33 protein-coding genes and 1 pseudogene are annotated in these 26,476 nt (G+C 31.2%); all 34 read right to left on the bottom strand.

The window, feature by feature from the left end; genetic code table 11:
* Nucleotides 1-468: 468 nt before the first annotated feature.
* A complete protein-coding gene (locus B3J31_RS11155) occupies nt 469-657 on the bottom strand; it encodes a nucleotidyltransferase substrate binding protein (RefSeq protein ID WP_414632091.1) in 189 nt (62 codons plus the stop codon).
* Nucleotides 658-679: 22 nt separating this feature from the next.
* Nucleotides 680-2,425 (bottom strand): methyl-accepting chemotaxis protein, encoded by a 1,746-nt coding sequence (locus B3J31_RS11150; RefSeq protein WP_346868444.1) that lies wholly within the window; start codon nt 2,423-2,425, stop codon nt 680-682.
* A gap of 239 nt (nt 2,426-2,664) precedes the next feature.
* Nucleotides 2,665-3,483 (bottom strand): EFR1 family ferrodoxin, encoded by an 819-nt coding sequence (locus B3J31_RS11145; protein WP_414632092.1) that lies wholly within the window; start codon nt 3,481-3,483, stop codon nt 2,665-2,667.
* Nucleotides 3,484-3,894: 411 nt separating this feature from the next.
* On the bottom strand, nt 3,895-4,104 hold the full coding sequence (locus B3J31_RS11140) for a hypothetical protein (RefSeq protein ID WP_346868445.1): 210 nt from the start codon (nt 4,102-4,104) through the stop codon (nt 3,895-3,897).
* 20 nt (nt 4,105-4,124) lie between these two features.
* Nucleotides 4,125-5,084: an MvdC/MvdD family ATP grasp protein gene (locus tag B3J31_RS11135; RefSeq protein ID WP_346868446.1), complete on the bottom strand. Its 960-nt coding sequence runs from the start codon at nt 5,082-5,084 to the stop codon at nt 4,125-4,127.
* 470 nt (nt 5,085-5,554) lie between these two features.
* The gene (locus B3J31_RS11130; RefSeq protein ID WP_346868447.1) at nt 5,555-5,812 is read right to left on the bottom strand and encodes a hypothetical protein; all 258 of its coding nucleotides are present in this window, start codon (nt 5,810-5,812) and stop codon (nt 5,555-5,557) included.
* A 2-nt stretch (nt 5,813-5,814) separates the two neighbouring features.
* Nucleotides 5,815-5,994 carry a YjfB family protein gene (locus B3J31_RS11125; protein ID WP_346868448.1) on the bottom strand — a complete coding sequence of 60 codons (180 nt, stop codon included), beginning with the start codon at nt 5,992-5,994 and terminating at the stop codon, nt 5,815-5,817.
* Nucleotides 5,995-6,080: 86 nt separating this feature from the next.
* Complete coding sequence (locus B3J31_RS11120) at nt 6,081-6,413, bottom strand: hypothetical protein (RefSeq protein WP_346873985.1); 333 nt, start codon at nt 6,411-6,413, stop codon at nt 6,081-6,083.
* A gap of 117 nt (nt 6,414-6,530) precedes the next feature.
* Entirely contained in the window at nt 6,531-6,833 is a 303-nt protein-coding gene (locus tag B3J31_RS11115; protein ID WP_346867278.1) for a hypothetical protein, read from the bottom strand.
* Nucleotides 6,834-6,866: 33 nt separating this feature from the next.
* Entirely contained in the window at nt 6,867-7,202 is a 336-nt protein-coding gene (locus B3J31_RS11110) for a helix-turn-helix domain-containing protein (protein WP_346867277.1), read from the bottom strand.
* A gap of 309 nt (nt 7,203-7,511) precedes the next feature.
* Nucleotides 7,512-7,637, bottom strand: a complete 126-nt coding sequence (locus tag B3J31_RS11105; protein ID WP_346867276.1) for a hypothetical protein — start codon at nt 7,635-7,637, stop codon at nt 7,512-7,514.
* Nucleotides 7,638-7,865: 228 nt separating this feature from the next.
* The gene (locus B3J31_RS11100; protein ID WP_346867275.1) at nt 7,866-8,201 is read right to left on the bottom strand and encodes a hypothetical protein; all 336 of its coding nucleotides are present in this window, start codon (nt 8,199-8,201) and stop codon (nt 7,866-7,868) included.
* A gap of 287 nt (nt 8,202-8,488) precedes the next feature.
* Nucleotides 8,489-9,976, bottom strand: a complete 1,488-nt coding sequence (locus B3J31_RS11095; protein ID WP_346867274.1) for a flagellin — start codon at nt 9,974-9,976, stop codon at nt 8,489-8,491.
* A 131-nt stretch (nt 9,977-10,107) separates the two neighbouring features.
* Nucleotides 10,108-10,464: pseudogene (locus tag B3J31_RS11090) on the bottom strand (four helix bundle protein).
* Between the two features lie 321 nt (nt 10,465-10,785).
* On the bottom strand, nt 10,786-11,103 hold the full coding sequence (locus tag B3J31_RS11085) for a hypothetical protein (protein WP_346867273.1): 318 nt from the start codon (nt 11,101-11,103) through the stop codon (nt 10,786-10,788).
* Between the two features lie 24 nt (nt 11,104-11,127).
* Nucleotides 11,128-12,603 (bottom strand): flagellar filament capping protein FliD, encoded by a 1,476-nt coding sequence (gene fliD, locus B3J31_RS11080; protein ID WP_346867272.1) that lies wholly within the window; start codon nt 12,601-12,603, stop codon nt 11,128-11,130.
* A gap of 12 nt (nt 12,604-12,615) precedes the next feature.
* Entirely contained in the window at nt 12,616-13,005 is a 390-nt protein-coding gene (fliS, locus tag B3J31_RS11075) for a flagellar export chaperone FliS (protein ID WP_150845057.1), read from the bottom strand.
* A gap of 15 nt (nt 13,006-13,020) precedes the next feature.
* Complete coding sequence (locus tag B3J31_RS11070) at nt 13,021-13,368, bottom strand: flagellar protein FlaG (protein WP_346867271.1); 348 nt, start codon at nt 13,366-13,368, stop codon at nt 13,021-13,023.
* A 224-nt stretch (nt 13,369-13,592) separates the two neighbouring features.
* Nucleotides 13,593-13,808, bottom strand: a complete 216-nt coding sequence (csrA, locus tag B3J31_RS11065; protein WP_147519768.1) for a carbon storage regulator CsrA — start codon at nt 13,806-13,808, stop codon at nt 13,593-13,595.
* Between the two features lie 4 nt (nt 13,809-13,812).
* Nucleotides 13,813-14,214 (bottom strand): flagellar assembly protein FliW, encoded by a 402-nt coding sequence (gene fliW, locus B3J31_RS11060; protein WP_346867726.1) that lies wholly within the window; start codon nt 14,212-14,214, stop codon nt 13,813-13,815.
* 86 nt (nt 14,215-14,300) lie between these two features.
* Complete coding sequence (flgL, locus tag B3J31_RS11055; RefSeq protein ID WP_346867725.1) at nt 14,301-15,248, bottom strand: flagellar hook-associated protein FlgL; 948 nt, start codon at nt 15,246-15,248, stop codon at nt 14,301-14,303.
* A gap of 25 nt (nt 15,249-15,273) precedes the next feature.
* A complete protein-coding gene (gene flgK, locus B3J31_RS11050) occupies nt 15,274-16,998 on the bottom strand; it encodes a flagellar hook-associated protein FlgK (RefSeq protein WP_346867724.1) in 1,725 nt (574 codons plus the stop codon).
* 10 nt (nt 16,999-17,008) lie between these two features.
* Nucleotides 17,009-17,419 carry a flagellar export chaperone FlgN gene (locus B3J31_RS11045; RefSeq protein WP_150845051.1) on the bottom strand — a complete coding sequence of 137 codons (411 nt, stop codon included), beginning with the start codon at nt 17,417-17,419 and terminating at the stop codon, nt 17,009-17,011.
* Nucleotides 17,420-17,707: a flagellar biosynthesis anti-sigma factor FlgM gene (locus tag B3J31_RS11040; protein ID WP_346867723.1), complete on the bottom strand. Its 288-nt coding sequence runs from the start codon at nt 17,705-17,707 to the stop codon at nt 17,420-17,422.
* Between the two features lie 122 nt (nt 17,708-17,829).
* A complete protein-coding gene (gene fliY, locus B3J31_RS11035) occupies nt 17,830-19,026 on the bottom strand; it encodes a flagellar motor switch phosphatase FliY (RefSeq protein WP_346867722.1) in 1,197 nt (398 codons plus the stop codon).
* Nucleotides 19,019-20,014, bottom strand: coding sequence for a flagellar motor switch protein FliM (gene fliM, locus B3J31_RS11030; protein ID WP_035129204.1), 996 nt, complete (start codon nt 20,012-20,014; stop codon nt 19,019-19,021). The genes fliY and fliM overlap by 8 nt, the downstream gene beginning before the upstream one ends.
* Before the next feature lie 26 nt (nt 20,015-20,040).
* Entirely contained in the window at nt 20,041-20,439 is a 399-nt protein-coding gene (locus tag B3J31_RS11025; RefSeq protein ID WP_346867721.1) for a chemotaxis protein CheW, read from the bottom strand.
* A 16-nt stretch (nt 20,440-20,455) separates the two neighbouring features.
* A complete protein-coding gene (locus tag B3J31_RS11020; protein ID WP_035129202.1) occupies nt 20,456-20,815 on the bottom strand; it encodes a response regulator in 360 nt (119 codons plus the stop codon).
* Between the two features lie 17 nt (nt 20,816-20,832).
* A complete protein-coding gene (locus B3J31_RS11015) occupies nt 20,833-21,426 on the bottom strand; it encodes a chemotaxis protein CheC (protein ID WP_150845046.1) in 594 nt (197 codons plus the stop codon).
* Nucleotides 21,427-21,436: 10 nt separating this feature from the next.
* Nucleotides 21,437-23,593, bottom strand: a complete 2,157-nt coding sequence (locus tag B3J31_RS11010) for a chemotaxis protein CheA (protein WP_346867720.1) — start codon at nt 23,591-23,593, stop codon at nt 21,437-21,439.
* Nucleotides 23,594-23,604: 11 nt separating this feature from the next.
* The gene (locus B3J31_RS11005) at nt 23,605-24,369 is read right to left on the bottom strand and encodes a CheR family methyltransferase (RefSeq protein WP_150845044.1); all 765 of its coding nucleotides are present in this window, start codon (nt 24,367-24,369) and stop codon (nt 23,605-23,607) included.
* Nucleotides 24,369-25,496 carry a chemotaxis response regulator protein-glutamate methylesterase gene (locus B3J31_RS11000; RefSeq protein ID WP_346867719.1) on the bottom strand — a complete coding sequence of 376 codons (1,128 nt, stop codon included), beginning with the start codon at nt 25,494-25,496 and terminating at the stop codon, nt 24,369-24,371. Before B3J31_RS11000 ends, B3J31_RS11005 begins: the two co-directional genes overlap by 1 nt.
* Before the next feature lie 25 nt (nt 25,497-25,521).
* On the bottom strand, nt 25,522-26,010 hold the full coding sequence (locus B3J31_RS10995) for a chemotaxis protein CheD (protein WP_346867718.1): 489 nt from the start codon (nt 26,008-26,010) through the stop codon (nt 25,522-25,524).
* 3 nt (nt 26,011-26,013) lie between these two features.
* Nucleotides 26,014-26,472 carry a chemotaxis protein CheW gene (locus tag B3J31_RS10990; protein WP_346867717.1) on the bottom strand — a complete coding sequence of 153 codons (459 nt, stop codon included), beginning with the start codon at nt 26,470-26,472 and terminating at the stop codon, nt 26,014-26,016.
* Nucleotides 26,473-26,476: the final 4 nt, after the last annotated feature.

Below are 26,476 nucleotides of genomic sequence, written 5' to 3'. Positions count from 1 at the left end.
ACTTCTTCTATTGTTAAACCTGTTTTCATAGAAATAGTTTCATCATCTAAAATATCTAATAAGTTTTTAGCTATCTCTATAGCTTTATTTTTTTCGCCTTTTTCGATGCCTCTTTCCTCTACCTTAGGATCATAAAAACTTTTTACCATAACTCTAACCTCCTCATCTATATTTTCATATTTTCCATACATATCTAAAAAATAAGAATTAATATTCTCTATTATTATTGTCATTTCATTATAATCTTCTATGTTTATTTTATCATGATTATAAGCTTTATCTATATATTTTAATGTTTCTCTTATAATTTCTCTCAGCCTGCCGGCTCAGCATAAATGCTGACTATACAAAAAGAAGAATATCAACATATTCTTCTTCCATTGGGGTATGGCCCCCTAACATATTTAACTATTTAAAGTTTTCCCTAGGAAACTATATATTCTAAGTCTAATTCTCTTAGCCCAAAACTCACTGTAATTCCTCCAACTTAGAACATAATTTTTTAATAATAGGATAATAGGATTTACGAATAAGCTCCACTGCCTCTTCAGCCACTTCTTCATTATAAGTATGCGCCATTAAGCTTCTCTTTTCCAATGCATCAATCCATATATGTCCATCTTCAATCAACTGAATTTGAAAAGCAGTTTTTACCACGGGGTCTGACCCCGTGGAATATTTATACTGTAAATTTATTGATAATACCTTGTAGTTCATCTATAATATTTACTAATCCTTCACTGCCATTGGCTATTTCTTCGATACTTGCTGATTGTTCTTCTATAGCTGCTGAAGCTTCCTCAGTTCCTGCTGCATTTTCTTCTGCTATAGCAGATAGATTTTGCATTAAGTCTACAAGCTTTTCTTTATTTTCATTCATTTTTTCTGATGATTCATTAAGCTTATCTATAACATTATTAGTTATTTCTATAGAATTTGCTATCCCTTTAAACTTTTCTTCTGTTTTTTCTACACTTTCAGATTGGGAATCTACTATGTTTTTCACAAGTTCCATTCTACTTACTGCATTTTCAGATTTTAATTTTAGCTCTTCAATTACAGTTTTAATTTCTCCTGTAAAATTATTAGATTCTTCAGCAAGTTTTCTTATTTCTTCTGCTACTACGGCAAAACCTCTTCCATGCTCACCTGCTCTTGCTGCTTCAATTGCTGCATTCAAAGCAAGTAGATTTGTTTGTTCCGATATAGATTGAATCATTGTACTTGCCTTTTCAATCTTTTCTGCACTTTCGTTATTACTAATTATAATTTCATATACCTCTTCAGAAGCATTATTACTTTCTCCCGTTTTTAATACTAAATCTTTTAATATAATAAACCCTTCTTCTTTTTCCTTTTCTATATCCTTTGCCGCGTTATTTAATTCCTCTGTATATTCTTTATTCTCTTCTAGTAAACTACCCATTTCTTCTACACTTAAAGCCGCTTCTCCTGTATCTTGAGCTTGGCTACTTGCTCCACTAGCTATATTTTCTATAGTTCTTGATATCTCTTCAGAAGCTATGGCTGATTGCTCCGCTGTTGCTGTTAGTTCCTGGGAAGTTGCCACTACCTTTTCTGCACCCTCTGAAGTTTTTATAACAAAGTCTCTTACATTGTCCTCCATAACCTTAAGAGAATTTGCCATAACACCTATTTCATCTTTTCTCTTTATATATTTTATTGCTTCTCCCTTTTCATCAAGTTTGAAGTCTAAGTTTGACTGTTTTTTTATAATTCCAGTTAAAGCGGTTATTGGCTTCGTAATTGATGACCCTAAGCCATAGCTTATAACAACAGATATAAGTAACCCAATAACAATTACTATAACTACCGATTTTATGGTAGATAATACCCCTTCATTATATATATCTAAAATTGATTCTACAGATTTACCAACATAATAAATACCTATGACTTCATTATTATCACCAAAAATAGGTGCATACTTTGTCATATACTTTTCGCCTAAAATATCAGCTTCTCCAAAGTATTCATTACCCTTTGAAATCTCTTCATAGGCTTTACCACTAGCATCCAATTTTGTTCCAATAATTCGTTCCCCTTTATCATCTCTAATTGTAGTCAAAACTCTCACATAATCCTCACCAGACTTAGCAAAGACAGTGGCAAGTATATCCATACCTTCTGTCAATTTGTCAATATACTCATGGTCACCATCAATTGGCTTACCATTAGAGTCTATAAGTTTCCCATCATCATTAAGACTTAATGTACCAAACTGTTCCTTAAGATAAATTTCAAGCATATTATAACCTGAACCTATTGCATCTTCAGATTGTTTGTTAATAATATTTTTAGTAACATTAAATGACTTAAAAAGTCCCATAAACATCATAGACATTGAAATAATTATAATAATAGTAAGAATAATGGTTGTTATTTCCCATTTTAAGCTTTTCATAAGTTTAATCTCCTCTGTCACAAAATTTTAGCAATATATAATTAAAATTAATAATATTATCGATATTTATTATAATAACTTTATGGTTTTTTATAAACTTTATGACATTTAAAAAGCATTAACAGCTATTCTTAGCCATTAATACTTTTTATGTTCTTATGTTTTGAGCTTTTTAAGTTCTTCCTAGAGTAAACCCTTGATATAGCTAGGTTTGAATCTCCCAGATGACCACTGTGCCTTTACAAAAATAATTCTGGTTCTTTTCTATGTATGAAATTAATCTCTAATTCTTCTTTATGTTTTAAATATCCCATGTCATCAAAATACTTAGCCTCTACAGGACATTTTTTAATACATGCACAACATTTAATGCAAATTCCATTAACTTTAGTCACATCTTCAAAGTCAATAGATCCCATGGGACAAACTGAAGCACAAAGTTTACAATCCATGCAATTATCCTTAGTTTTTGGTTTAACCTTTCTTATATCAACAGGTTTTCCCTCTTCATCCCTAGGCATATAATAATTTCTATAAGGCTTGTCTTCTTTTTCAAATAAAACTTGTCCATCTACTCCATTAGCAATTTTACTATATATTTTATCAGCAAAACTTTTAACTATGTCCATATCCTTTTCATCAGGTCTATTCTTAGCCAAGGTTTTAGAAAAAGAATGTTCACCTATAATAGCAGCCCCTGAAATAACCTTAAAACCATCTAAATCTAATATATCCCCTAGCTCTATCAAAGCATCATCATAATTTCTATTTCCATAAACCACCACTGCAACAGCCAAAGCACCATTACCTCTAATAGAATTTAAATACTTTAAAAGCACATTAGGCACTCGCCCTGCATAAACTGGAACTCCTACAATAACAATATCATCCTTTGAAAAAGATACAGATTTCTCCCTTATCTTTGGTAAGGTAAAATCAATACTATTTATGCTTGCCTTTAGGTTCATAGCTTCCGAAAGTCCTTCTTCTATACCAGATATTACTTTCTTAGTTGTATCTGTAGCACTAAAATATAATGTGTTTAGTTTATAATGCAAAATTATCACCTCTTATTGTTTCCAATGTTTCACAAGTGCCTGTCACCTTATTATATCACCACACATAACTTTTATGTTTTTAAAATATGATAATATGTAATCGCTATTTATTATTCTCTTGTCAATTTTTATTATCTATATTTACTGACAGCTTAATGTTTTTTAATTCTTTACTTTTCAGTTTTCTCCAAGTTCCTGTCACCCTAGTGAGTAGTGAGCAACCTTGAAAAGAAAGTAAAAAAATGTGGATTTATAGCTTAAAGACTCACTACAAATTCACATTTTAATAATTCAATATTAAAAGTTTAGTGTCAAAATAATATTCGATGTCTTATATACTCTATTATAAGTTCTATTTATACGTTTTCATATAAGAATTCAAATATAAAATACTTCAATAACTTATTTGTATTATGCCACGAACATTCCTTCATTAGGTCTATCTGAATCTGAACGATCATCTTTTTCTGCAGCATAAGTTGAAGATTTTGTAGAAGTTGCTGCTCCCGAAGCATATATGTTACATACTTCATCATCATATGGTTTCCAAGACCATTTCTCATCCTTATCTAACACATCATTTGATGGACCCTCTAAAAACTTTGTTGCAAATACTTTCATACTAAAATCATCCTCTCTTTTTAAATATTATTCTTTATCCAGTTAATAATTGCTCCTGAAATATTTAATCCTGAAAGTTCTTCAATCCATAACCATTGACCCATTGAATTCACTTCAAGAAAAAACCATTCTCCATTTTTAGAAACTATAAAGTCTAAAGCACCATATTCTATTTGTAACTTTTTCATAAATATATTTACCATTTCTTTTATTTTTTCTGGTGGTTCAATTATAGAATGCGGTGTATTCGCTATATCATATCGTCTCCAATCTATATTCGCAATTTTTGATTTTTGTGATTCTATCTTACATACCAAATGTTCTTCTCCAACAACGGTATATCTAACTTCATATAGCTTGTCTATATATTCTTGTAAAACTATAGGATTTTCATCATATTGTTTAAACTCCTCCAAATCATTACAATTGATCTTATTCACATATAGTCCTTTAAATCCTTCTTCTGTTTTATAGAATTCTTGTGACATCAGCTTTAAAACTACATTATTACTATGGTTTAAGCAAAAATCTTTGAGCCAATCACGATTATTAGATACTGTAGTGTCAGGAAGATTAAACCCTATTTCATTTGCTAATTGCATCTGTAAATATTTATTTTCAGCTTTATATGATTTTCTTAATGGATTTAGCCACTTAGCTTTACTTAAGCTTAGATATAATCCTAAAAGAGTTTTATTCCACTCATTTTTCCATATCTTGAAATCATTATTTTGTTCACTTTGCTCTTCTAAAGTTAATTCTACAAATGCTCTTCTACTCCATATACATTTAACATCTGTAGACTTAAATGTTCCATTTTCATTTTGTATATACCATATATTATTATTAAATGTTATAGTAGTAGATCTTAATGAATTAACATCTAAATCTAATCTAAAAAAATCTAAGTTTATTTTCTGTAATTTCTTTATAATTAAATTAGCATGTTCATCAAACTTATCTGTTAAAATTAATACCACAACTTATCCTCCTTCACTGTATCATCCTTGAGAATAATCTCTTTATTTTATAGTTAAACCTATCATAAAGTAATTATATAATATTACCATAAATACCTCAATAGTACACATAATCAATTTATATATATTTTTATATAAATATGTTTAATTTTATATTTTCATGCATTAATAAAAATTTTTAAATCAAAGAATGATAATGTTTTATTCTGCTTATCACTACATTATTCTTACACCCTAATAAGCATTAAGCATATAACAAAAGAGCCACAGGTAATAACCCTCCGACTATGAATAGTTCTTTTATAATTAATTATTTATAAAATTGAAGTTTGTACTTTCTTGAGTTAAAACATCATTTATAGATAAATTTATAACTAAACCAATAACTTTCATGTTTCTTATTATTTTACAAGTGTCTATCACTCCAGTGATAAAAAAAGCACCTATAGCTACCATTAAACTATAGATGCTCACTGTAAAATATTCTCACTCACATTTTTTAAACTTTTACTTTCATTATCTAATTCATTTACCTGTGAAGCTAAAATGTTTAGTTTATCATTTAGCTTTTTTAATTCTTCTGAACTCAAATTAATCTCTTTAGCCTCTTCCGCCATCACCTTCATATGTAGTAACTTCTCTTCAATAATATCCAACACCTTCTGCCTATACTGTACCCACCCAAGCTCCTTCTCTAACTTTTGCTTAAGTTCTTCCTTTTCATTCATATCTATACCCTAACATCCAAGCGATTACCTAAATTAGGTTCTACTGTAATACCCTTCATCATTTCTGTCATCTGAGTAGCAGTTTCTTTGCCAGTATCCATTGCCATCTTCATTACCGAAACACTAGCTGCTTCTTGTACTCTAGATTGATTCATTACCATTGATAATGCTGCTACATCCATAGTTACTCCTCCTTTTACCTTTACATTTTTTTGCAAGTGCCTGGCACCTTAGTGTCTTGGCACCTTAGTGTCTAGATTTAAGTGTATCATCTATCATCTACTATTAAATATATTGATACCGTATCCTTGATTTCCGTTGGAATAATGCTTAGTCCAATCTTAAGCGTAGCTAATGCAAGTTTAGAAATATTAAAGTTTTTATCAGCAAGAAAATAGTAAAATCTATTCAAACAACAATCCCAATGCTTTTTTATAAATTTCTCGTAGAGGAATTTAATTGAGCGAACCTCTTGAATAGAAAGCATTGCCATGATTATCATAGTGAAGTTTTTAAAACTTCTTTCATAAAATATATCTTTATATGAAGAAAGATAACTATTTAATGTTTTAATTATTGATTTACTGTTAATACTATTCATAGAACCAAACACACCCTTTCAGATTATTTGTATTGCTATGATTAGTTTGTTCAGGGTTAAATCGTTTGGTTCGTTGTATTTTTTTGTAATTTAAATTTGATTACTTATAAAGTGGTGTTATATAAATAATTTTAATATAATTTCGCTAATATCATTTGATAAATACGGATATTGCTCTTTCATTTCATTTAATCTTGAAAAAACATATTCTTCTTTATATATATATAAATTCAAATCAAAATCTCCTACCAATGCTTTTGCTGAATTATAACCAGCTGAACACTCTTTATGGCACAAATATATATCTTTAAGATTAAATTTATCATGTACATCTATTAACCACTCTACTTTTGCATCATTAACTGCAATTTCCTTTTCACAAATTTTGCAGATCATTTTACTGTTATATTTCATTTCCATATTTTCCTCCAATTAAATAAAATTTTATATTGCTTATTTTATTACTACTTTCCTTAGTACATTAGATACTGTTGACTGACTTATATTTAAATAATCTGCTATGTCATCTTGAATTAATCCTTTTTTCCTCAAGTCTATTATTAATAAATCTCTTTGCTGCGAAGTGTTAAATTCTGGGATTTCTATAAATTCAGTACTAACTATTCCACTTAAAGATATCGTTTTTATAAATACCTTTCCATCAATTGTCTTAACTCTTAAAATCTTTTCTCCTGTAGTTGATTTTATACCCATGTTGAAGCTTATTATATTCATTTGATTTAAATATGGAGCTTGTAATGTAAAATTTTGAATTATATCCGGCAACATAAAATACCTCCTAAATATTAAATTAATATTATAATAATATCACATTAATATTACAACATCAATATTATAATTATACTTGTCAATATTTTTATCCATAACAAAAGCACTCAATAACATAATTAAGTGCCTTTTGCTATAATTAAACTTTATTCTATTCAATTCCAAACTTAATCCTTATTCTTCTCTTTAATATCCATTACATACTAAAATTTATTATATAGCAGTACACAACACTCAATATGCCTGTATATAAAAATATATTCATTAAAAACCAAAGACACATTTTAATTTTATGAGTATTCAACAAAGCTACGTAGCTTCACTATCTAGTAATGATAGATCTTTTCTTCTATTATATTCAGTATCCTTAATATTATATTGACTTTTACCAGCTACTTTTCTAACTATATTCTTTCTTATTCCTTGCTTGCTCAATCATCTTGATATTTTCCTGTGCCATCTTCATCATGTCATTCATTTGATTTTGTCCTTTAATCATTGCCATTTTCATTATTGATAAATTAGCTTGTTTGAATTATTTTCATTTTGTTTAAACTCATTGATAGGGCTGCTATGTCTATAATGTTTACCTCCCTATTATTTATGCATTGTTTTACTAGTGCCTATCGCTCTAGCGAGGTAACTTTGCTAACGAACTTGCTCCTAATTTGCAAATATTCCTTTTACCTCTTTACCTTGAGATTGAAGTATTTTTACAAATACTTCATATAAACTATTATCATTGTATAACCCTAAGGGTCTATTAAATTTATATTTACTACTTAGATTTGTATTAATCAGAGAACTATTAGATATTTCTTTTGTTTTAATATTATAGGTAATATATATATACCCATGTTGTTCATCAAAATTCCAATAAAACTTATAAAAAATTTTATTTTCGTTTTCATCTAAACTTTCAAATTCATATCTAAATAAATCCCAATTCTTTATAATTTTTTCCCCAGTTTTAGCAGAACCATTTAAATATTTTCCCATTTTCAACACTCCTATCTTTTTTAACCCTACAAATATTTCTCCTTGTGAAATTTATTTTTAAATCTGTAATCACATTGAAAATAAATTAGTAACTTCGCTCCTGTTTCCCAGACTTACAACCGCAAGAACCATCCCATTAGTTATAGGTTAACTTCATAAAAAGGAGCCAGAGTTTTCACTCTGACTCCTTACTATTACTATTATAAGTTTATCAATTAAATGAAACTCGACTCCCTATCGGTAGCTGAGTAAGTTCGAATAACTAAATCAAAGATTTAGATTCTCAATTATCTTAATAATTGAAGAACTCCTTGTGGTTGTTGGTTAGCTTGAGCAAGCATTGCTTGAGCAGCTTGGCTAAGAATGTTGTTCTTTGAGAAGTTCATCATTTCTTTAGCCATGTCTACGTCTCTAATTCTTGATTCAGCTGATTGTAAGTTTTCTGATGAAGTTCCTAAGTTAGCTATTGTGTGCTCTAATCTGTTTTGGTAAGCACCCATTTTACTTCTTTCTTCTGAAACTTTAGTTATAGCAGAGTTAATCTTTGTGATAGCTTCTGATGCTTTCTTTTGGCTACTAACATCTATACCAACGGCTGCAACTGCCTCTTTAGTAACATTTCCATTTGTTGTTGCAGCTGCTTCTGATTTAACTTCGCCAATTTTAAATGTAGATGTTTTAGCATCAACTACGTTTTTAAATGTAATATTAGCATCTATTGTCTTTCCATCTTCAATAGAACCTAATTGAACCTTTGTATCAGAGTATTTAATTGAAACTGGTCCACCAATATTTGTTCCACCTGTAGATAATTGTAATGTTCCTTTTGCCGCTGTTGCTTTAAAGGAATATTGGTCTCCAACTGTAAAATCACTACTACCTGCTGGTGCACCTGCAGTTCCCAAAGTAAATGTCATACCATCTATATCAGCTACTCCTGCTGAAAGTGCTACAGTTTTCCATGAACTTCCACCATCTTTAGAATATTTTATTTCAGTTGCTTTAGCATCAGCATCAGTACTTACTTTACTAACTTGAACAGTGTAATTCGCATCTACATCACCTGTAAATTTATCATCATTAGTAACTACTAATGTTGTTGTGTTTGCTGCATCTGTCTTAACATCTTCTGAAACAGTACCTGCGCTAGATGCTGTAATTGAAGTTGTAATAGTATAATCTCCAGTATCTAATCCTCTTCCTGCATTTTGCACTCCATCAATTTTAGCATCACCTGTTACAAATGTGTTAGCTGATTTAGCATCACCAGCTACTCCTAGTGAATATGCATCCATAGCATTAATACTAAAGCTTACATCTTGGTTTGCATTTGCTCCTATTTGAAATTTGCTACTTAATCCACCAGCCATTAAGTTTTGAGTATTGAACTCAGTTGTATTAGATATTCTTGTTATTTCTTTAGCTAATTGGTCTGTTTCAGCTTGTATTTTAGCTCTATCATCAGATGTATTAGTATCAGTTGCTGATTGAACTGCTAATTCTCTCATTCTTTGAAGAATACTATGAGTTTCATTTAAAGCACCTTCACCTGTTTGAATCATTGATATAGCATCTTGTCCGTTTCTTGAAGCTTGGTCAAGACCTCTGATTTGACCTCTCATTTTTTCTGATATAGCAAGACCTGCTGCATCATCTCCAGCTCTGTTTATTCTAAGACCTGAAGAAAGTTTTTCCATAGCCTTTCCAGCAGTAGCTGTGTTCCCACTCATCATTCTATGAGCATTCATAGCATTCATATTGTGATTAATTATCATAATAGTTCCCTCCTTGATTTTTAAAGTGGACATCCTTTTCCACTGTTTTATTTATAGTTAAGCTCTTTGAGCCTACTAGCGGTTTTAGTTGTGAATTGAGAGTGGATAGTTGAGAGTTATCTCAGTTTCTCCTACTTCAAATTCTCTTTTGTTGTTTTTACTATTGACGCAAGTATTTTATTTAGTTCTTTACAATCACTTATTAGTGATTCAGATGCTTTTGCAACTAAGTAATTAGTTGCTTTTAGAAGTTCTAGCCAATAATCAGTTTCTCATAATTCTTTTAATGCTATATTCATCTTCATTAAAAAATCTCGTTTGCTAGATGCCTGCAAAGTTTCTTTAACATTTGCACCTACACTTGTACCAGACCTTAACACTTGTTTTGAAAGTGTATATTCATTTTGTTCCTTTGATAAGTACTTATACATATTGACTACCCTAACAGCAAACTTAAAGGTTTTATCATAAACTAAACTTTCTTTCAACTTCTCAACCTCCTTTTTAAATCTATTTAAAATTTTATACTTATTTATATAGATTTATTCAGTGGAGAATTGATAGTTAATAGTTTGTTGTTAATTGTTGATTTTTCTGAACGCAGAAAAGAAAAATTTCCTTAACTCTCCAATTTCAATTTTCAACTCTCAACTTTCGCCCTATATAGAGTTTTTGCTTAAGCCTTATACTAAAATACTCGGATTGATAATATATTACTTTATAGATAATTTTATATTTTCTTGAAATATTTTTAGTTACTATACTTTTCAATCCCTATAATTATTTTATCGAAGATTTCAAACTTTACTTTATACTTCTTTATTAATAAAATTAATATTTTTAAAGTTAACACCATAAGTTTTAGCTGCGTTACGATTATTTTTCAAATTAAAAATCTCTTCTTTAATTTTATTTTTCTCACCATTAAGTAATTTAGATGCCATTTCTTCCAAGGTCACTAAATTTAACTCTTTGAAAATCTCTGTAAATTCCTTTTTATCAAAATCCATGGCTTTCAACTTACTTAATAACTCTTCTCTTTTATTTAAAAGACTCTGACCCTTTACTTCATATTCTTCATCTTCCATGATCTTAATAAAGCCTTCAGTAATTTCTTTATATTCCAATAATAACTCTCTTAACTCCATAGTCTATGCCATTCCTAATTGTGACATTAGATAGCTTTGTTGAGAGTTTAATTTATTCATCATACTTTCTATGGTTGCCCATTTTGAGTATAACTGTTGCTCTCTTCTTGAAAAGTCTTTCTCCATATCTACCATTTTTCTTTCATACTTTTCTATGGATTTTGTTAGTTCATTATTGGCTACAGTTGCAGACCCTTCTATTCCAGCTTTTTTAATTAGTGATGAAACTACAGTTACTGTTTCATTATAAAGTGTAGTTTTTAATCTTTGGGCAATTCCCATTTTGCTATTTTTTTCTTGGTCAGTCATACCTTCTACTGAAGTGGGACTACTTATGAAAAGCTTCATTACTTCTTCTGAGTTATTTTCTAGGGCTTCTGTAAGTTTTGTTTCATCTATGGTATATGTTCCATTTTTAGTACCTTGATAATCTGAAACAGGTTTAATTCCAAGCTTTTCCAGATACCCATCTACACCTTCTACAAGTCCCTTCATATCACTTTTCATGGAATTTGCTATTCTTGATACATCAGAATCTTTATATAGTTGTCCTTTTTTCACTCTTTCTTCCCAAAGCTTTATTTCACTTTCAGACATTTCCTTCTTTTGTTCATCCGTTAATGGCATAAAGTTTCTATTTCTTTTTTCTGAAGTTAGAGTATTTAGCTTTTCCATAAGCTTATTATAATCATTTATAAAATTAACGACCTTCTCTTTTACTTCCGTAACATCACTCTTGCCGTTTACATCAATGGTGCTATCTTTTGGTATTTCCCCTGTAAATTTAAAAGTTATTCCGTCTAGAGTTACAGTATTAGAAGTACCAGTGTGTTTATACTCTCCACCTTTACCGTCTTTTATTGTTATGTCTGCATCTCTACCTTCTATAGTTGTTACAGTAGAAGTTGTCCCACCAATTGTAAAAGTACTATCCTTACCTAAAACTGTAGATTCAAAGATAAATCCACTTTTATTTCCAGCTTCTGTTCCTGCAAAATCACTATATCTAACTGCTACATTCATTCCAGCTGCTTTTAATTCTTTATTCAAATTTTCAGCCCTTGCTTTTGCTGTATCACCTTTAAGAGTAAATTCTTTTCCATTTATTAAAACCTTGTCATCTATAATCATATCTGAGGTAACTGTTGCCTTAGCCGCTGTGGCTATATTTCCTGTTACAGTATAATTTCCTGGCTTTGCATCACTACCACTAGTAACAGTTAACACATTTTCATTAGATGAAGTAAATTTTGCCGTTGACCAATTCTTACTTAAAAGCAAACTATCTGTTTTAGCCACATCAAAATACTTATTGTAAAGCTCCCTAGATTCTTTAATTACATCTCTGTAGAGTTGTTGCTTTATCTCAGTTATTTCCTTTTTCTGTTGTTGTTGTTGAATTCTAATTCTGTAGGGTTGCATGGTTTCCTTAACTAATTGATCCATATCAAGCCCTGTGGCTAGTCCTGTTATTCTCATATTTATTCCTCCTTATCTTTTTCCTTTTGAAACTTCATAAGCCCCCTGCCATGTGTTTCTTACTTCTTCTATAAGTGGCATAACTTCATCAAGAATTTTTACATCCTTTTTTAAATTTGCCTGGAAAAGTTTTTCTTTTATAAAATCATATATTTTATACATATTTACAGCCCATTCACCAGCATTTTGATCTAAAGTAATCATAAGTTCTGTAAATATATCCTGAGTCTTTACAAGATTTTCATGGCTTTTTTTAATGTCTTTATCTAATATAGCTTGTCTAGCCATTTTAGCAAATTTTACTGCTCCATCTAAAAGCATTAAAAGTAATTGCTCCTTAGAAGCATAATTCACACTATTATTTTTGTACGCGTTATATGCATTAGCACCTGCATTATACATTTTATCTCCTCCAGTTTAGGCCTTTTTGTCTACAAGTATCCCCACCATTTCACACATTTTAGCAACCATATCTAATATTTTTTTTGGTGGTACTTCAAGTAATACATCCTTGGTTTTATTATCTACTATCTTTATCATTATCTGGTTTAGTTTATCATGCACCTCATACTCTGCATGGATATCTTCATCTTCCATAAATTTATTAAGTTTATCAACAGCCTTATGAATCTCTTCTAATTTATATTTTTGATTTTTATCTATAGATTCCTGTGTCGTTGCATTATTTTCTGAAACATGTTGAACTTCTCTTGCTGGAGTTACACCTTCCATGGTTCTTCCAACATTAACTCTACTAACTTCCATATTAATTCCCCCAAATTATAATATTTTATAATAAATGTTTCGGTAAATTATATTAATTATCTTCCCTGATATATATATACTAAACCTCTCAACCCCTCACTATGACAACAACTAGTTAACTATTTAACTAGTTATATAGCTATATAGTTTTATATTTATATAGCTAACTATTTATATAGTCATATAGTTAAAAATATTTAACTATTTGGGGGTTATGTACAAAATTATTTTTTTATTTTAGGTAATAGCTCCATGTTTATTTTAGAAGCATTGATGTTTTCTTCTCCTACTTCTTTATAAAGTTCACTTCTTAATATTTTAACTTCCTTAGGTGCATTGATAGATACCTTAACAGAGTTATCGTCAATTTTAACTATAGTTATCTCTACATCGTCTCCAATTTTAATTCCTTCACCTGGTTTTCTTGTTACCACTAGCATACTATCACTCCTTTATTAAGGGATGTTTAATGCTATAGTTTTCCCTATCTAGAATCATTTGATACCCTAAGTTATTTTTTGAATTTATTATAATAGGAGCCTTTAGATTTGTAGTTATCTTCTTAACATCACTATTAAGAGTAACCGTATTTAAAATCAAAACATCCTCAGGAGCTTCTATCTTAAGAGAATTTATAACAGCCTCAGTTAACTTAACCTCATAATCCACTTTAAAATCAAAGGGAACTATAGTTACAAAGCCTATATTCTCATCCTCTGTAGACTTAAGTGTCTTAAAAGGCTCTGACCCTTCTATCTCCTCAAGAACAAAAGTCTTTAAGTTCTCAAACCCCGGCAGCCCATTATTAAAGGTAATAACTTTCTTATCTATTTTCTCTGTAGTCATCATAACACCTCTTATCTTTATTAGAGTTTCTTAATATAAATTTTGCTTCAAGCACTTATCATGTCACGGAAAAGAATTTTCATAGCTTATAAAAAGTCCAGAATTGATGGCTGAAGGACTTTGGAGCTAGTTTGTAGGGATGCTACATAGATAGTTCTTGCTACAGCCATCTCCATACTCTTTTCCATGAAATCTATATCTTCATTACCAGATAGTATTTCTGTAAGGTTTTCATTCTGTGCTGTATTTAGATCCTTAGCACTTTCCATCCTATTTTGCACAGTACCAACCTTAGCACTTATACTAAGCATATTTTCTATAACTTTATCAATTTGATCCAAGTTTTCTCCTACAACCTTTGACTTACCATTTACATCACTCAAATTATTTAGAAGATCATCAAAGAACTGTTGAACATCAACACCATTACCATCTTTATCCTTAAACCATAATACGTCTACCGCATTTACATTGTAATCCACTGTAACCCCAGAGGATATCTCTACTTTTAGAGATTGATTTATAGCTAGACTAATAGCTCCATCTTTTTCTGCAATACGTATAGAATTTTGTTCAGTTGTACTATCCTGCTTTACCTCTACCGGCCTTGAAGCTCCATCCTTACCACCAAAGATATACTTTCCATCAAAGCTAGTGTTTAAAATTTGTCCAAACTCTGCTACTCTCTCATTTATCTCTTCTTTAATAGCAGTTAGTTCTGAGGTACCATAGGCAGCATTTCCAGCGGATACCATAAGTTCTCTTATTCTCTGAAGACATTTAGTACCATTGCTTAGAGCTGTGTCTGTGGTATCCATCCAGTTTATAGTATCTTTAATATTAGTGTTATATTGTTTATTAGCATTTATTTCTGAATACATCTGCATGGACCTTGCTACTTTAAAAGGGTCATCGGAAGGTTTTGAAAACTCCTTACCAGTATTTAATTGCTTCTGTATTTTATTTAAGCTATTTAAGTTAGTATTCATATCACCTAAAAAGCCACTAACCATTACACCATGAGTTATTCTCATTTTATCACCTCAACTTCTTATCTTTTTATCTAACTAGACCAATTACTACATCAAGGAGTTGATCTACCGTTGTTATTACCTTTGCATTAGCTTGGAAGGCATGTTGGAATTGTACAAGATTTATTGCTTCCTCATCTAGGGATACTCCTGAAGTTGAAAGTCTTCTTTCAAGAAGTCCCTTTAATAAAGTATTTTGATTTTTAACAATTCTTGTAGCTTCCTCAGACTGAACTCCCAGCTTATTTATAGTATTTTTAAAGAAGCCCTCTACCTTAACTCCTCCATCTATAGTTTTAAACTTTGGTACTTCTCCAGCAGTAGTTTCAAAATGTTCCTTTACAAAATCCACATATTTATAGTCATCAGCACCCTTTTTCCCACTTTGAATACTATCTATATTAAGGCCAAAGTCTCTTAGGCTAGCCAATGCTAGTGCTCTATCTCCATCCGTAGAACCTGAACCCTTACTTGCTCCAGCCTGAATTAGCATAACATTTTTTAGGATATCCGAATTCATCCCTATATTTCCTGCTGTAATACCATCATAATCAAAAGGGTTATTTCCTGAATTAACAAAGAAAGGCTGCTTATCCTTATCTTCAATCCCCTCTGTATGAATAGCATTTACTGCAAATGCTAAAGTTTTTGCTAAGGTATTAGCTTGTTCTATGTAACTTTCAGCATCTTCATGAATTGATTGAAGTCCACCTATCCTTCCTGAGGATGGATTAAATATTGAATTTTCGCCTAACTTTCCACCTACATTAGGATCAATATCATTTCCATTTTCATCCACAACATTACCATTTTCATCAGTTACAAGAACTCTTCCATTTTTTAAGTCTTCATATTGCTTCTCAGAAAGGGTAACTCCTTTTAAAGTAACCTTATTCTTATCTGAAGTGGTATCTCCATTTTTATAATATTCTATATCACAAGTTATATTTCCACCAGTAGGTCCAGTAACATTATCTATCTTATTTACATATGCAAACTTATTTATCCCATCTGAATCTTTATTTCTTATTAAACTTAAGTCTAAATTATCTTCTGGTTTACAAGTAATTCCATTAAGTATTTGATTTCTAGTATCGATACCAAATTTTGTACTTAGCTCATCTAAAAGTAAATCTCTGCTATCTAATAAGTCATTAGGATTGTTCCCTGCAATAGTAACAGTTATTATTTCTTTATTTATAGAATTTAACTGATCAAGGGTTGTATTTATCTCAAAAAGGTTACTTTGTATTTCTTTAGCTGCATTATCCTTAGTATCATTTAACTTCTTATAGGTATGATTTAGTTCATCTGCTAAAGCTTTTGCCTTTTGAGCTACTACTGTTCTAGCATCGGATTTTTCTGGATTCTTAGAAAGAGTTTGCCAGGCATCAAAAAACTCTGACATAAGCTCTGATATTCCTGTATCAGAAGGTTCATTAAAGATACCTTCAATTTCTGATAAGTAGTCTTGTCTAACACCATAATTACCAAGAAGTGAGCTTTCTTTTCTTATTTGATAGTCAAGAAACTGATTTCTTGTTCTTTCAATAGAGCTAACTGTTACACCTGTACCAATTTGACCTGCTCCCCCTGCTATGGTTTGGGGTCTTGCTGTTTGAAGTACAATATGTTGTCTTGAGAACCCTTCTGTATTGGCATTTGAAATATTATGGCTCGTTACATTAATATATTGCTGTTGAGCAAACATACCGCCCTTTGATGTATTTAATGTTGCAAATAATCCTGACATAACCTTCTCCTTATCTCTTTATTTTCCCATATCCATTATAAACTACCGGCTCTTTTTTAGGACTTATCATAGCTAACATAGAATTTGTGTAGCTAAGACTTTGTTTTATTAGTAGTTCATTAGTTTCCTTTTGAATCACTAAAGCGTTAATAGCTTTAACCATTTCATCATATATATGAGTAATTTCCTTTTCATCTACTTCTTCTACTATTTTTTTAATAGATTCTTTTCCTGTTAAGCTCCTTCTCAAACCTTCAGCTCTTGCTAAGTTTCTACTACGATCATCTATATCTTTAGTTATAGCTTCTAATTTAAACACATCCTGAAGAACCAATAGTTCATGTTGAGCTTCTAAAATATCTACAAGAGCCTTTATTGCCTTTAGCTCTTCTTCTAATATTCCTTTAAGCTGGTTTTTCATCTATTGTCCACCTTTCCCATAGGCCATCATAGCCTTAGCCAAAACCTGTGAATCCACAGTATATGTTCCTTTAGAAACTCTACTTTTTATCTTTTCTACTTCCTTATCACTGATACCAATGTTTTCTTCTTCTAATGCTAATTTATTCAAGCTCTTTCCTAAAGTTGAAAGCTGACAAGTATCCTTAACCATATCCCTATTTGATTTAGTATTTTCTGCTTTAATATTTTCTTTAGTCTTATAGCTATTTACATATAGAGCGTGAATATTTCCATTATTAATTTTCATGTTTTCACTCCCAACTATTTCTCTCTACTTTTATACTCGAATCTATTTAGTTAAAGTTTATAGGGTTTTTTAGTAAATTTTTTACAAACTTGTTATTGTCTCATTAATAGAAAAAAAAGTCTTTACTTAGAAAGACTTTTTACTCTATCTTCTCCACTAGCAATTTCAGTAATTTTAACCCCAAAGTTTTCATCTACTACAACTACTTCACCATGGGCAATTCGTTTACCGTTGATAAAAATGTCTACTGGTTCCTCTGCTAGTTTGTTTAATTCAATTAAAGAACCTCTAGTAAGAGCTAGAATATCTCTTATATTCTTCTTTGTTCTACCAAGTTCTACTGATAATTCTAATGGAACATCTAAGATTAAGTCTATATTTTTAGGCATCTCTGCACCTCTAACTTCTTCTAACTGTCCAAAGGATGCTCCCTTCACATTTACAGGCTCCTCATGCCTTTCGTAATGATTTTCTATAGTTCCTTGACCTTGAGGGCTGTAATTATTATCATTGCTATTAGCTTCCTTTGTAGTTGCTTCGCTATCCTTATATTCATTATCCTTAGAGATTTCCTTAGGTGCTGTAACAACGTTCTCTTCAAGGGGTGCCTTTGTAGATTCCGATACTGGTGCATCTTCTTCAGTTCCCATCATAATACTTACAATCTTCTTTGCTGTAGCAATTGGTAATATTTGAACAATATTACTATCTACTAGATCACCTATGGTCATTCTAAAAGAAACATTAACTATTTCTTCATCTGCAGATATATCTGTAGATATCTCCTCTGAATTTTCATCACAAACAGAAGATATAGGAGGTGATATATTTACCTCTCTACTGAACATAGTTGCCATGGAGGTTGCAGCTGAACCTATCATTTGGTTCATAGCCTCTTGAACAGCACTTATTTCCAGTTCAGAAAGTTCACTTGGTGGCTCTACAACTCCATCTCCACCCATCATTAAGTTTGCTATAACAGCTGAATCTTCAATATTTATTATAAATAGGTTTCCCCCAACTATTCCACTGACAAATTGAACATCTAATACTATATTAGGTGTTTTAAAGCTCTTTTTCAGCTTATTTAATGTACTAAGAGTTATAGTTGGAGTTGTGATATTTACAGGTTTACCAACTACAGCTGAAAGCGCTGTGGCTGCAGTTCCCATAGATATATTTCCCACTTCACCTAATAAATCCTTTTCTAAATCTGATAATTCCTCAGCTGGTTCATTAACTGATTCAACTTCCGAAGAACCACCATCTCCATTTAGAAGGGCATCTATTTCCTCTTGTGAAAGAAACGAATTATCCATCATTCTCAACTCCTCTGTCTATATATTCAATTATTTGAACTGCCTTATTTTTACCCTTTAACCCAGGCTTAGCTTTAAACAGAAGCTCATCTTCTACATAAATATCAACAGTACTATCATAGCTTCTATCTAGGGTAATAATATCCCCTGTAAATAAATTTAAAAAGTCATTTACAGAAATCTTCGTTTCTCCAAGGACAGCCTTCATTCCTACGTCTACATTTTTTATAACTTTATTTATTTTATCTTTTACCTCTTCACCTTGTTCATTATCTACGGTGCTAAACCAATTTTTTATAACTAACTTATCTAGAACCTTTTCTATACTAAGATGTGGAATACAAATATTGATAAGTAAACTTGTATCAAACATATCTACACTAAAAGTTATTAATGCCACCGGCTCATTAGGAGCTAGAATTTGGTTCAATGCCGGATTAGTTTCTATACTATCCAGAATAGTTTCTACCTGCATAACATCTTCCCAAGCTAACTTTAACTTAGAAATCATTTCTTGATTAACATGCTTAATAATGTTTTTTTCTATATCTGTGAGTTCCTTAAATTTAGGCTTTTTGTCTCCACTTCCTCCAGCTAGAACATCATATATTCTAAGGACAAATTCCTCGTTAGTCTCTAATATTATTTGACCATCAAGGGGAGGCATCCTAAACAAGTTAAGCACAGTGGTGCTTGGAATAGAATGTATAAATTCTTCATATGTAATTTGTTCTACATTCTCTATCTTCACCTTAACATTACTTCTAAGCTGAGCTGTCAAGTAGTTAGATACTATCCTTGCATAATTATCATGAATAACTTCTATAGCTCTAATAACATCCTTAGAAAATTTTTGAGGTCTTTTAAAGTCATAATCTTTTATTTTGACATTTTCTTCATCTTTTTCAATGTCACTTGGTTCTAAGTCACCAGAAGACAAGGCAGATAAAAGTGCATCTATTTCACTTTGCGATAAGGTTTCTGCCATATTCTACCTCTTTCTACCCAGTGGGTCTATTGTAGTAGTTTATCAATATCAATCATAGTTAATATTCTATTTTCAAGATTAATAAGTCCCTTTATAAAAGGCTTACTTTTATCTTCATGAACTCTTTTAATCATATCTTCTTCCACATTCATAACTTCTTCTACATGATCTACAGTTATTCCAACTTGCTCACCATCTAACTCTAAAACTATAATGTTATTATTGTCTTCATCACTTACATTCATACCTAAAAGAAGATTAATATCTAATACGGAAAGTATACTTCCCCTTAGATTTATAAGTCCCTTAATATATTTTTCCGCTTTGGGAACCTTTGTGATTTTCATTAGTCCGTTTATGCCTTGAACTTTGCTTGTCTCTACTGCGAATTCTTCGTCACCTATTGTAAAAACCACAACTTGCACTAAAATCCCCCCCATATTATCCTAATACTTTTTTTATAGCTTCAAGTACCCTGTCTGCTTGGAATGGTTTAACTATAAAATCCTTTGCTCCAGCTTTTATAGCATCCATAACCATGCTTTGTTGGCCCATTGCACTACACATAACTATCTTTGCACTTGGATCAAAAGCTTTGATTTGTTTAACTGCTTCTATTCCATCCATCTCAGGCATTGTAATATCCATGGTTACTATATCTGGGTTTTCTGCTTTATAGATCTCCACTGCCTTAATTCCGTTATTAGCTTCTCCAATAACTTCATATCCATTCTTCTCTAAAATATCCTTAACCATCATTCTCATAAAAGTCGCATCGTCTACTATTAATACTCTTGCCATTTTCTACATAACCTCCGTTAATTTAATCCTAATGATTCTAATATTCTTTCCAAAGACCCTGGCGCTGGGATAAAATAAAAATCACCTCTTAAGTCTTCATTCTCCTGAGAAAATCCTGTTTCTATATCTAATACATAGTCATTAAATTGACCAGATTCAATGAAAGTTGTGGAAAGCACTGCTGTAAGCATGTCCTTTGTTACCGCTGGTACCGATGGGAATAACCTTAAGTTAGTCATTTGACTTATGGCATTCATATAGGTTGCAAATATTATGTTACCTATTTCTCCTAGGGCTGAATAACCTAGTTCATTTAATTCTTCTCCCTCTTGCTTTCCAACTAGCATTTCTGCAATCTTCATCATTGTAGCTGTATCAAACATAAATAATATATTTCCTGGGGCTTCACCAAGAACTCTTGCAATTACTGCATAAACTACAGTTTCTTCATCTACCCTTTCAAAAATATCCTCTAAGGAAATAACATTTACCCTGGGAACTGATATTTGTATCTCTTTCCCTAAGATTTGCGCCATGGCTGTAGCTGCATTTCCAAGACCTATATTGCCTATCTCTCTCAATGCATCTATTTGTAACTCGGTAAACTCCATAGCTCTCCTCCTAAATAAGTGCTGCTACATCTAAAATTAAGGTTACTAATCCATCACCTAATATGGTAGCTCCAATGTATTCTTTTGTGGATTTTAGTATATTCCCAAAGGTTTTAATAACTATTTCCTTTTGACCTAATAATGAATCAACGACTAAGGCAACTTCATTTTCGCCAACCTTTGCAAGTATTACGTATTTTTTTCCATAATCCTTACTTTCTATATCTAATTTATCATTAATTCTTACTAATTTAAACACCTTATCATTATATACCACAATTTCTTTATTGTTTGTTCTTTTAATTTCCTCTGGATTATATTCCATAACTCTATCGATAAATCCTAAGGATATAGCCATAGTCTCTGTTCCAATCTTAACAAGTAAGGATTGAATTATTTGCAGAGTTAAAGGTAACTTTATTATAAAGGAGGTTCCTTTTCCCTCTTCACTGAATACATCCACCGTTCCTCCAAGGCTTGAAATTTTTGTTTTTACAACATCCATTCCAACTCCTCTTCCTGATATATCAGTAACTACTTCATTAGTACTAAACCCTTGAGCGAAGATAAGATTTTTTATATCATTATCACTCATACCTTCAGTATTAATACCAACTTTCTCTGCCTTAGCCTTAACCTTTTCTACATTGATACCACTACCATCATCTTCTACCTTTATAACAGCCTTGGTACCTTCTGAATATGCAACTAATTTTATCTTTCCTGCAGGAGGCTTACCTTGACTAATTCTTTTTTCTGCTGACTCAACTCCATGGTCTGCAGCATTTCTAAGTAAATGTATTAAAGGTTCACCTATCTCTTCAATTACAGTTCTATCAAGCTCTGTATCCTGGCCTTGAATTTCAAAATCAATCTCTTTATTTAGTTCCATTGATAAATCTCTTATCATTCTTGGGAATCTATTAAACACTACATCTAAAGGTAACATTCTAATCTTCATAACTAAATCTTGAAGATCAGTAGTAGTTCTTGCTACTTCTTCTAAGGTTTCATTTAATTCCACAATCTTATGATTAGCACTTATTTGCTCTAATCTAGTTCTATGGATTACTAGCTCAGATACCATATTCATAAAGTTATCTAATCTTTCTAAATCAACTCTAACAGATTGTCCAACACCTTTGTTTTTGTGTTTTACTGGTTGTTTTTTATTTTCTTCTTTGGCCTTAGGTGCTGTTTCTACAGTTTTTGCCTTAAGATTATTTTTTGATTCCTTTAGTTCTACTACTTTGTTAGAACTTTCTTTGTCTTTAGCAATTTCAGTAGTATTTGCAGCCTTAGTATTAGTAGCTAAAGCGGTGGCAGCAATTTCATTAGCTTCTTTAGCATTGCTAACACTGTTACCATTTCTAACTAAACCACTTATGTCTCTTACTTCAACTTGCCTTATTTCAGATATTCCATTTATAGAATTTCTTATTATGTCCTGAGATGCTTCTGTTACAAATACTAAATCAATATCAAAATCAAAATTTTCACTTTCTAAATCCTCAAGCTTTGGATTTGATTTTAGGATTTCTCCATTCTCCTCTAAAGTCTGAAATAAAATAAATGCTCTAGCAGATTTTAAAATAGTTTTTTCATCAAGTCCAACATGAACATGGAAGATATTGAAATTATTCTTTAAAGCTTCCTTTAAGGTATCAATATCATATTCATCAAGACCTAAGTCTACAATCTCCTCACTGCCAATTATATCTTGTACTCCTTCTTTATCTTTATTCTGAATTACCTTTGGTGAATTTTCTTCCTTTTGGATGTTTTCATTTCCCTCTGCTATCTTTACTAGCTGAGTTACAATGTTATTAATCTCTAAGTCTCCATCACCTCCATCAGTAATATCCCCTACCATGGATTCTAAAATATCTAAACAATTAAACAATACTGTTACCACTTCATGGGTTACTTTAAGTTGTCCTTCTCTAAACTTAGAAAGTACATCCTCCATCTTATGGGTAAGTTCTGCCATTTTAGTATACCCCATAGTAGCAGCCATTCCTTTAATGGTATGTGCAACTCTAAAAATCTGATTTAATATTTCCATATCTTCCGAATCATTTTCTAATATAAGCAATGATTCATTTAATAGTTGTAGATTGTCACTTGACTCTTCTAAAAACATAGATAGATATTGAGAAGTGTCCATGTTACCCCTCCTTAAATTTTCTTATAGATAAATGTTGAAAGTTTCTCAAACCCAAAATTCTTATATCCATATATACTTTCTGTAGCACCTATAAATAATAAACCTCCTGGATTTAATGATTTAGAAAACTTTTCATAAATTTTTTCTTTTACTTCATTAGTAAAATATATAACCACATTTCTACATACAATTATGTCAAAGCCACCTTCATAGCTATCTAATATAAGATCATGTTTTTTAAAGGTTACTAGATCTTTTACTTCCTGGTTAATTATAAATTTTTCCCCCTCATGTTTAAAATACTTATGAAGCTTAACTTTAGGTATGTTTTTAATATCTCCACTTACATACTCTCCTGCTTTTGCTCTTATTAAGATGTTAGTATCTATATCAGTTGCTAATATCTTATGCCTAACACTAGGAGTCATCTCCTTTAGCATCATAGATATAGAATAAGGTTCTGCCCCAATAGAGCAAGCTGCACTCCATATTTTTAGTGGTCTATTATAGGATAATTCACTTTTTATAAAATTTTCAAGTTCCTGAAATATTTGTGGGTTTCTATAGAACTCTGTTACATTTATCGTAACATAATCCAAAAACTTTTCCCTTATGACCTTATCTTTTTTTATTAATACCATATATTCATCTAAATCTTTAGCTCCAGCTCTAGACATAATAGTAAGTATTCTTCTATGTAACTGAGCTGATTTATAGCCAGACAAATCTAAATTAAACTCTCTTAATACGAAATTTTCAAACTTTGTAAAATCCATTAATTCTTCACATCCCCCAGTACTATATTAGCTATCTTTTTACTAATATCATAAAGTGGAATAACTTCGTCTATCATATTAGTGTCGTAAGCTGCTTTAGGCATTCCATATATTATACAAGTAGACTCATCTTCTGATATAGTGGCTCCACCTGCTTTTTTCACTTCTATAATTCCATCAGCCCCATCTCTTCCCATACCAGTGAGGATAATACCTAATAGATTCTCACCAAATACCTTAGCTCCTGATATAAACAGCTTGTCTACAGCTGGCCTTACTCCCCACATTGGAGGTTCTAAGTTTAAGGTTATAGTTTTGTTTCTACTTATCTCCATATGCTTACCACCAGGTGCTATATATACAACATCCTTTTCTATGGACATACCTTCCCTGGCTTCCACCACCTTAACCTTAGAAAATTTATCAAGTCTTTCAGCAAAGGCTTTTGTAAAGCCTTCTGGCATATGCTGAACCACTAATATAGGAACTCCTAATTTTTCTGGAAGGTTTGTAATGACATTAAATAATGCCTTAGGACCACCTGTAGATGCCCCCATTACAATTGCTGAGATTTTTTTATTACCTATTTCTTTACTTCTTACAGCTTTAGGCATTGAGTCTCTTTCTCTTATTTTCAATACTGTAGAAACCCTATGTATTTCTCTTTTTTTATCTTCTTTAATGTGAACATTTTTTGTGTTACTAATAGACGAGGTCTTTCTAACAAATCTGATGCCTCTTATTTTTGAAACTAAAATTTCTCTAACTACATTAATGTTTAAAGAAATTGAACCTGATGGTTTTGGTACAAAATCTATAGCTCCATTATCTAAACATTCCATAGTTTCCTCGGCACCATCTTGTGTTAAACTACTAATCATAATAACTTTAGTAGGTATCTTTAACTCCATTATTTTCTTCAAAGCTTCTATTCCATTCATCTTTGGCATTTCAATATCTAAAGTGATAACATCTGGAACCTGCTTTTTTAACTTTTCTAAAAGATCTTCTCCATTTCTTGCAATTGCTATCACTTCCATGTCATCTTCCATATTTATCATATCTGATATCATCTTTCGCATTAAAGCGGAGTCATCTACAACCATAACTGAAATCTTTTGTACCATATGTAATCACTCCAATCATTAATTTCTATATAATTTTAATACCTTCTCCTACAGTTTTTACATATAGCTCCCCTGTAACTGTATCAAAGGTTATTGTTCTTCCTTTCGTTCCTCCAATTTCTTCACTATCTATAGGTATCTTTCTAGCCTTTAATATATCCTTAACTGCTACACTATTTCTAGCACCTATATCCATATTAACCTTACTGTCTGCAAAGTTAAACATAGATGCCCCACCAGCAATCTTGGCTCTTAGATATTTCTCTTTTGCACCATTTTCTATCATTTCTTTAATCAAAATAGGTATTGCAAGATTAGCAAACTTTATTTCATTTGCTATCTTATTAAACTTTTCACTGTCTGGAAGCATAATATGGGCAAGGCCTCCAATTCCACTTTTTTTATCTATGATGGCAATACCAATACAAGAACCTAGCCCAATTGTCATAAGTCTATCTGGACAATTGGCTATTTTATAATCTGCAATGCCTACTTTTATCTCCTTGTATTCCATAGCTTACCTTTCTATCTTCTCCTTTTCATCCTTTGAAAGAAGTTCATTTAAATTTAAAAGTAAAATAATAGTATTTTTGTTCTTGTCTTTTATTATCCCCTTAACATATCTCTTAGATATATTAGAAGATATATCTGGTGTGGGTTCTAAATCCTCAACTTTCCTAGATATAACTTCATTAACAGCCTCTACTATAACTCCCATGGCACCATCTTCGTTTCTAGCAACGATTATTGAACCATCCTTTTCTTTATCTTCCAGATTATATATTCCAAATTTTTTAGCTAAACTAATAACTGGTAATATTCCATCTTGATAATTTATAACTCCCTGTAAAAAATCCTGTGAATCTGGAATTTTTGTTGGCTCTTCATAGTTTAGAATACGTTCTACCTCTCTAATATCTGCCGCAAAGCACTGGTCTCCTAATCTAAACACAAGTAATTTAAATTCCTCTGCCACTTTT

The sequence above is a fragment of the Clostridium sp. UBA5988 genome (genome assembly GCF_002435615.1).
Taxonomy (GTDB): Bacteria; Bacillota; Clostridia; order Clostridiales; family Clostridiaceae; genus Clostridium_J; species Clostridium_J sulfidigenes.
The sequence above is the reverse complement of the archived record's forward strand: the minus strand, read 5'-3'. Positions and strand labels throughout refer to the sequence as shown.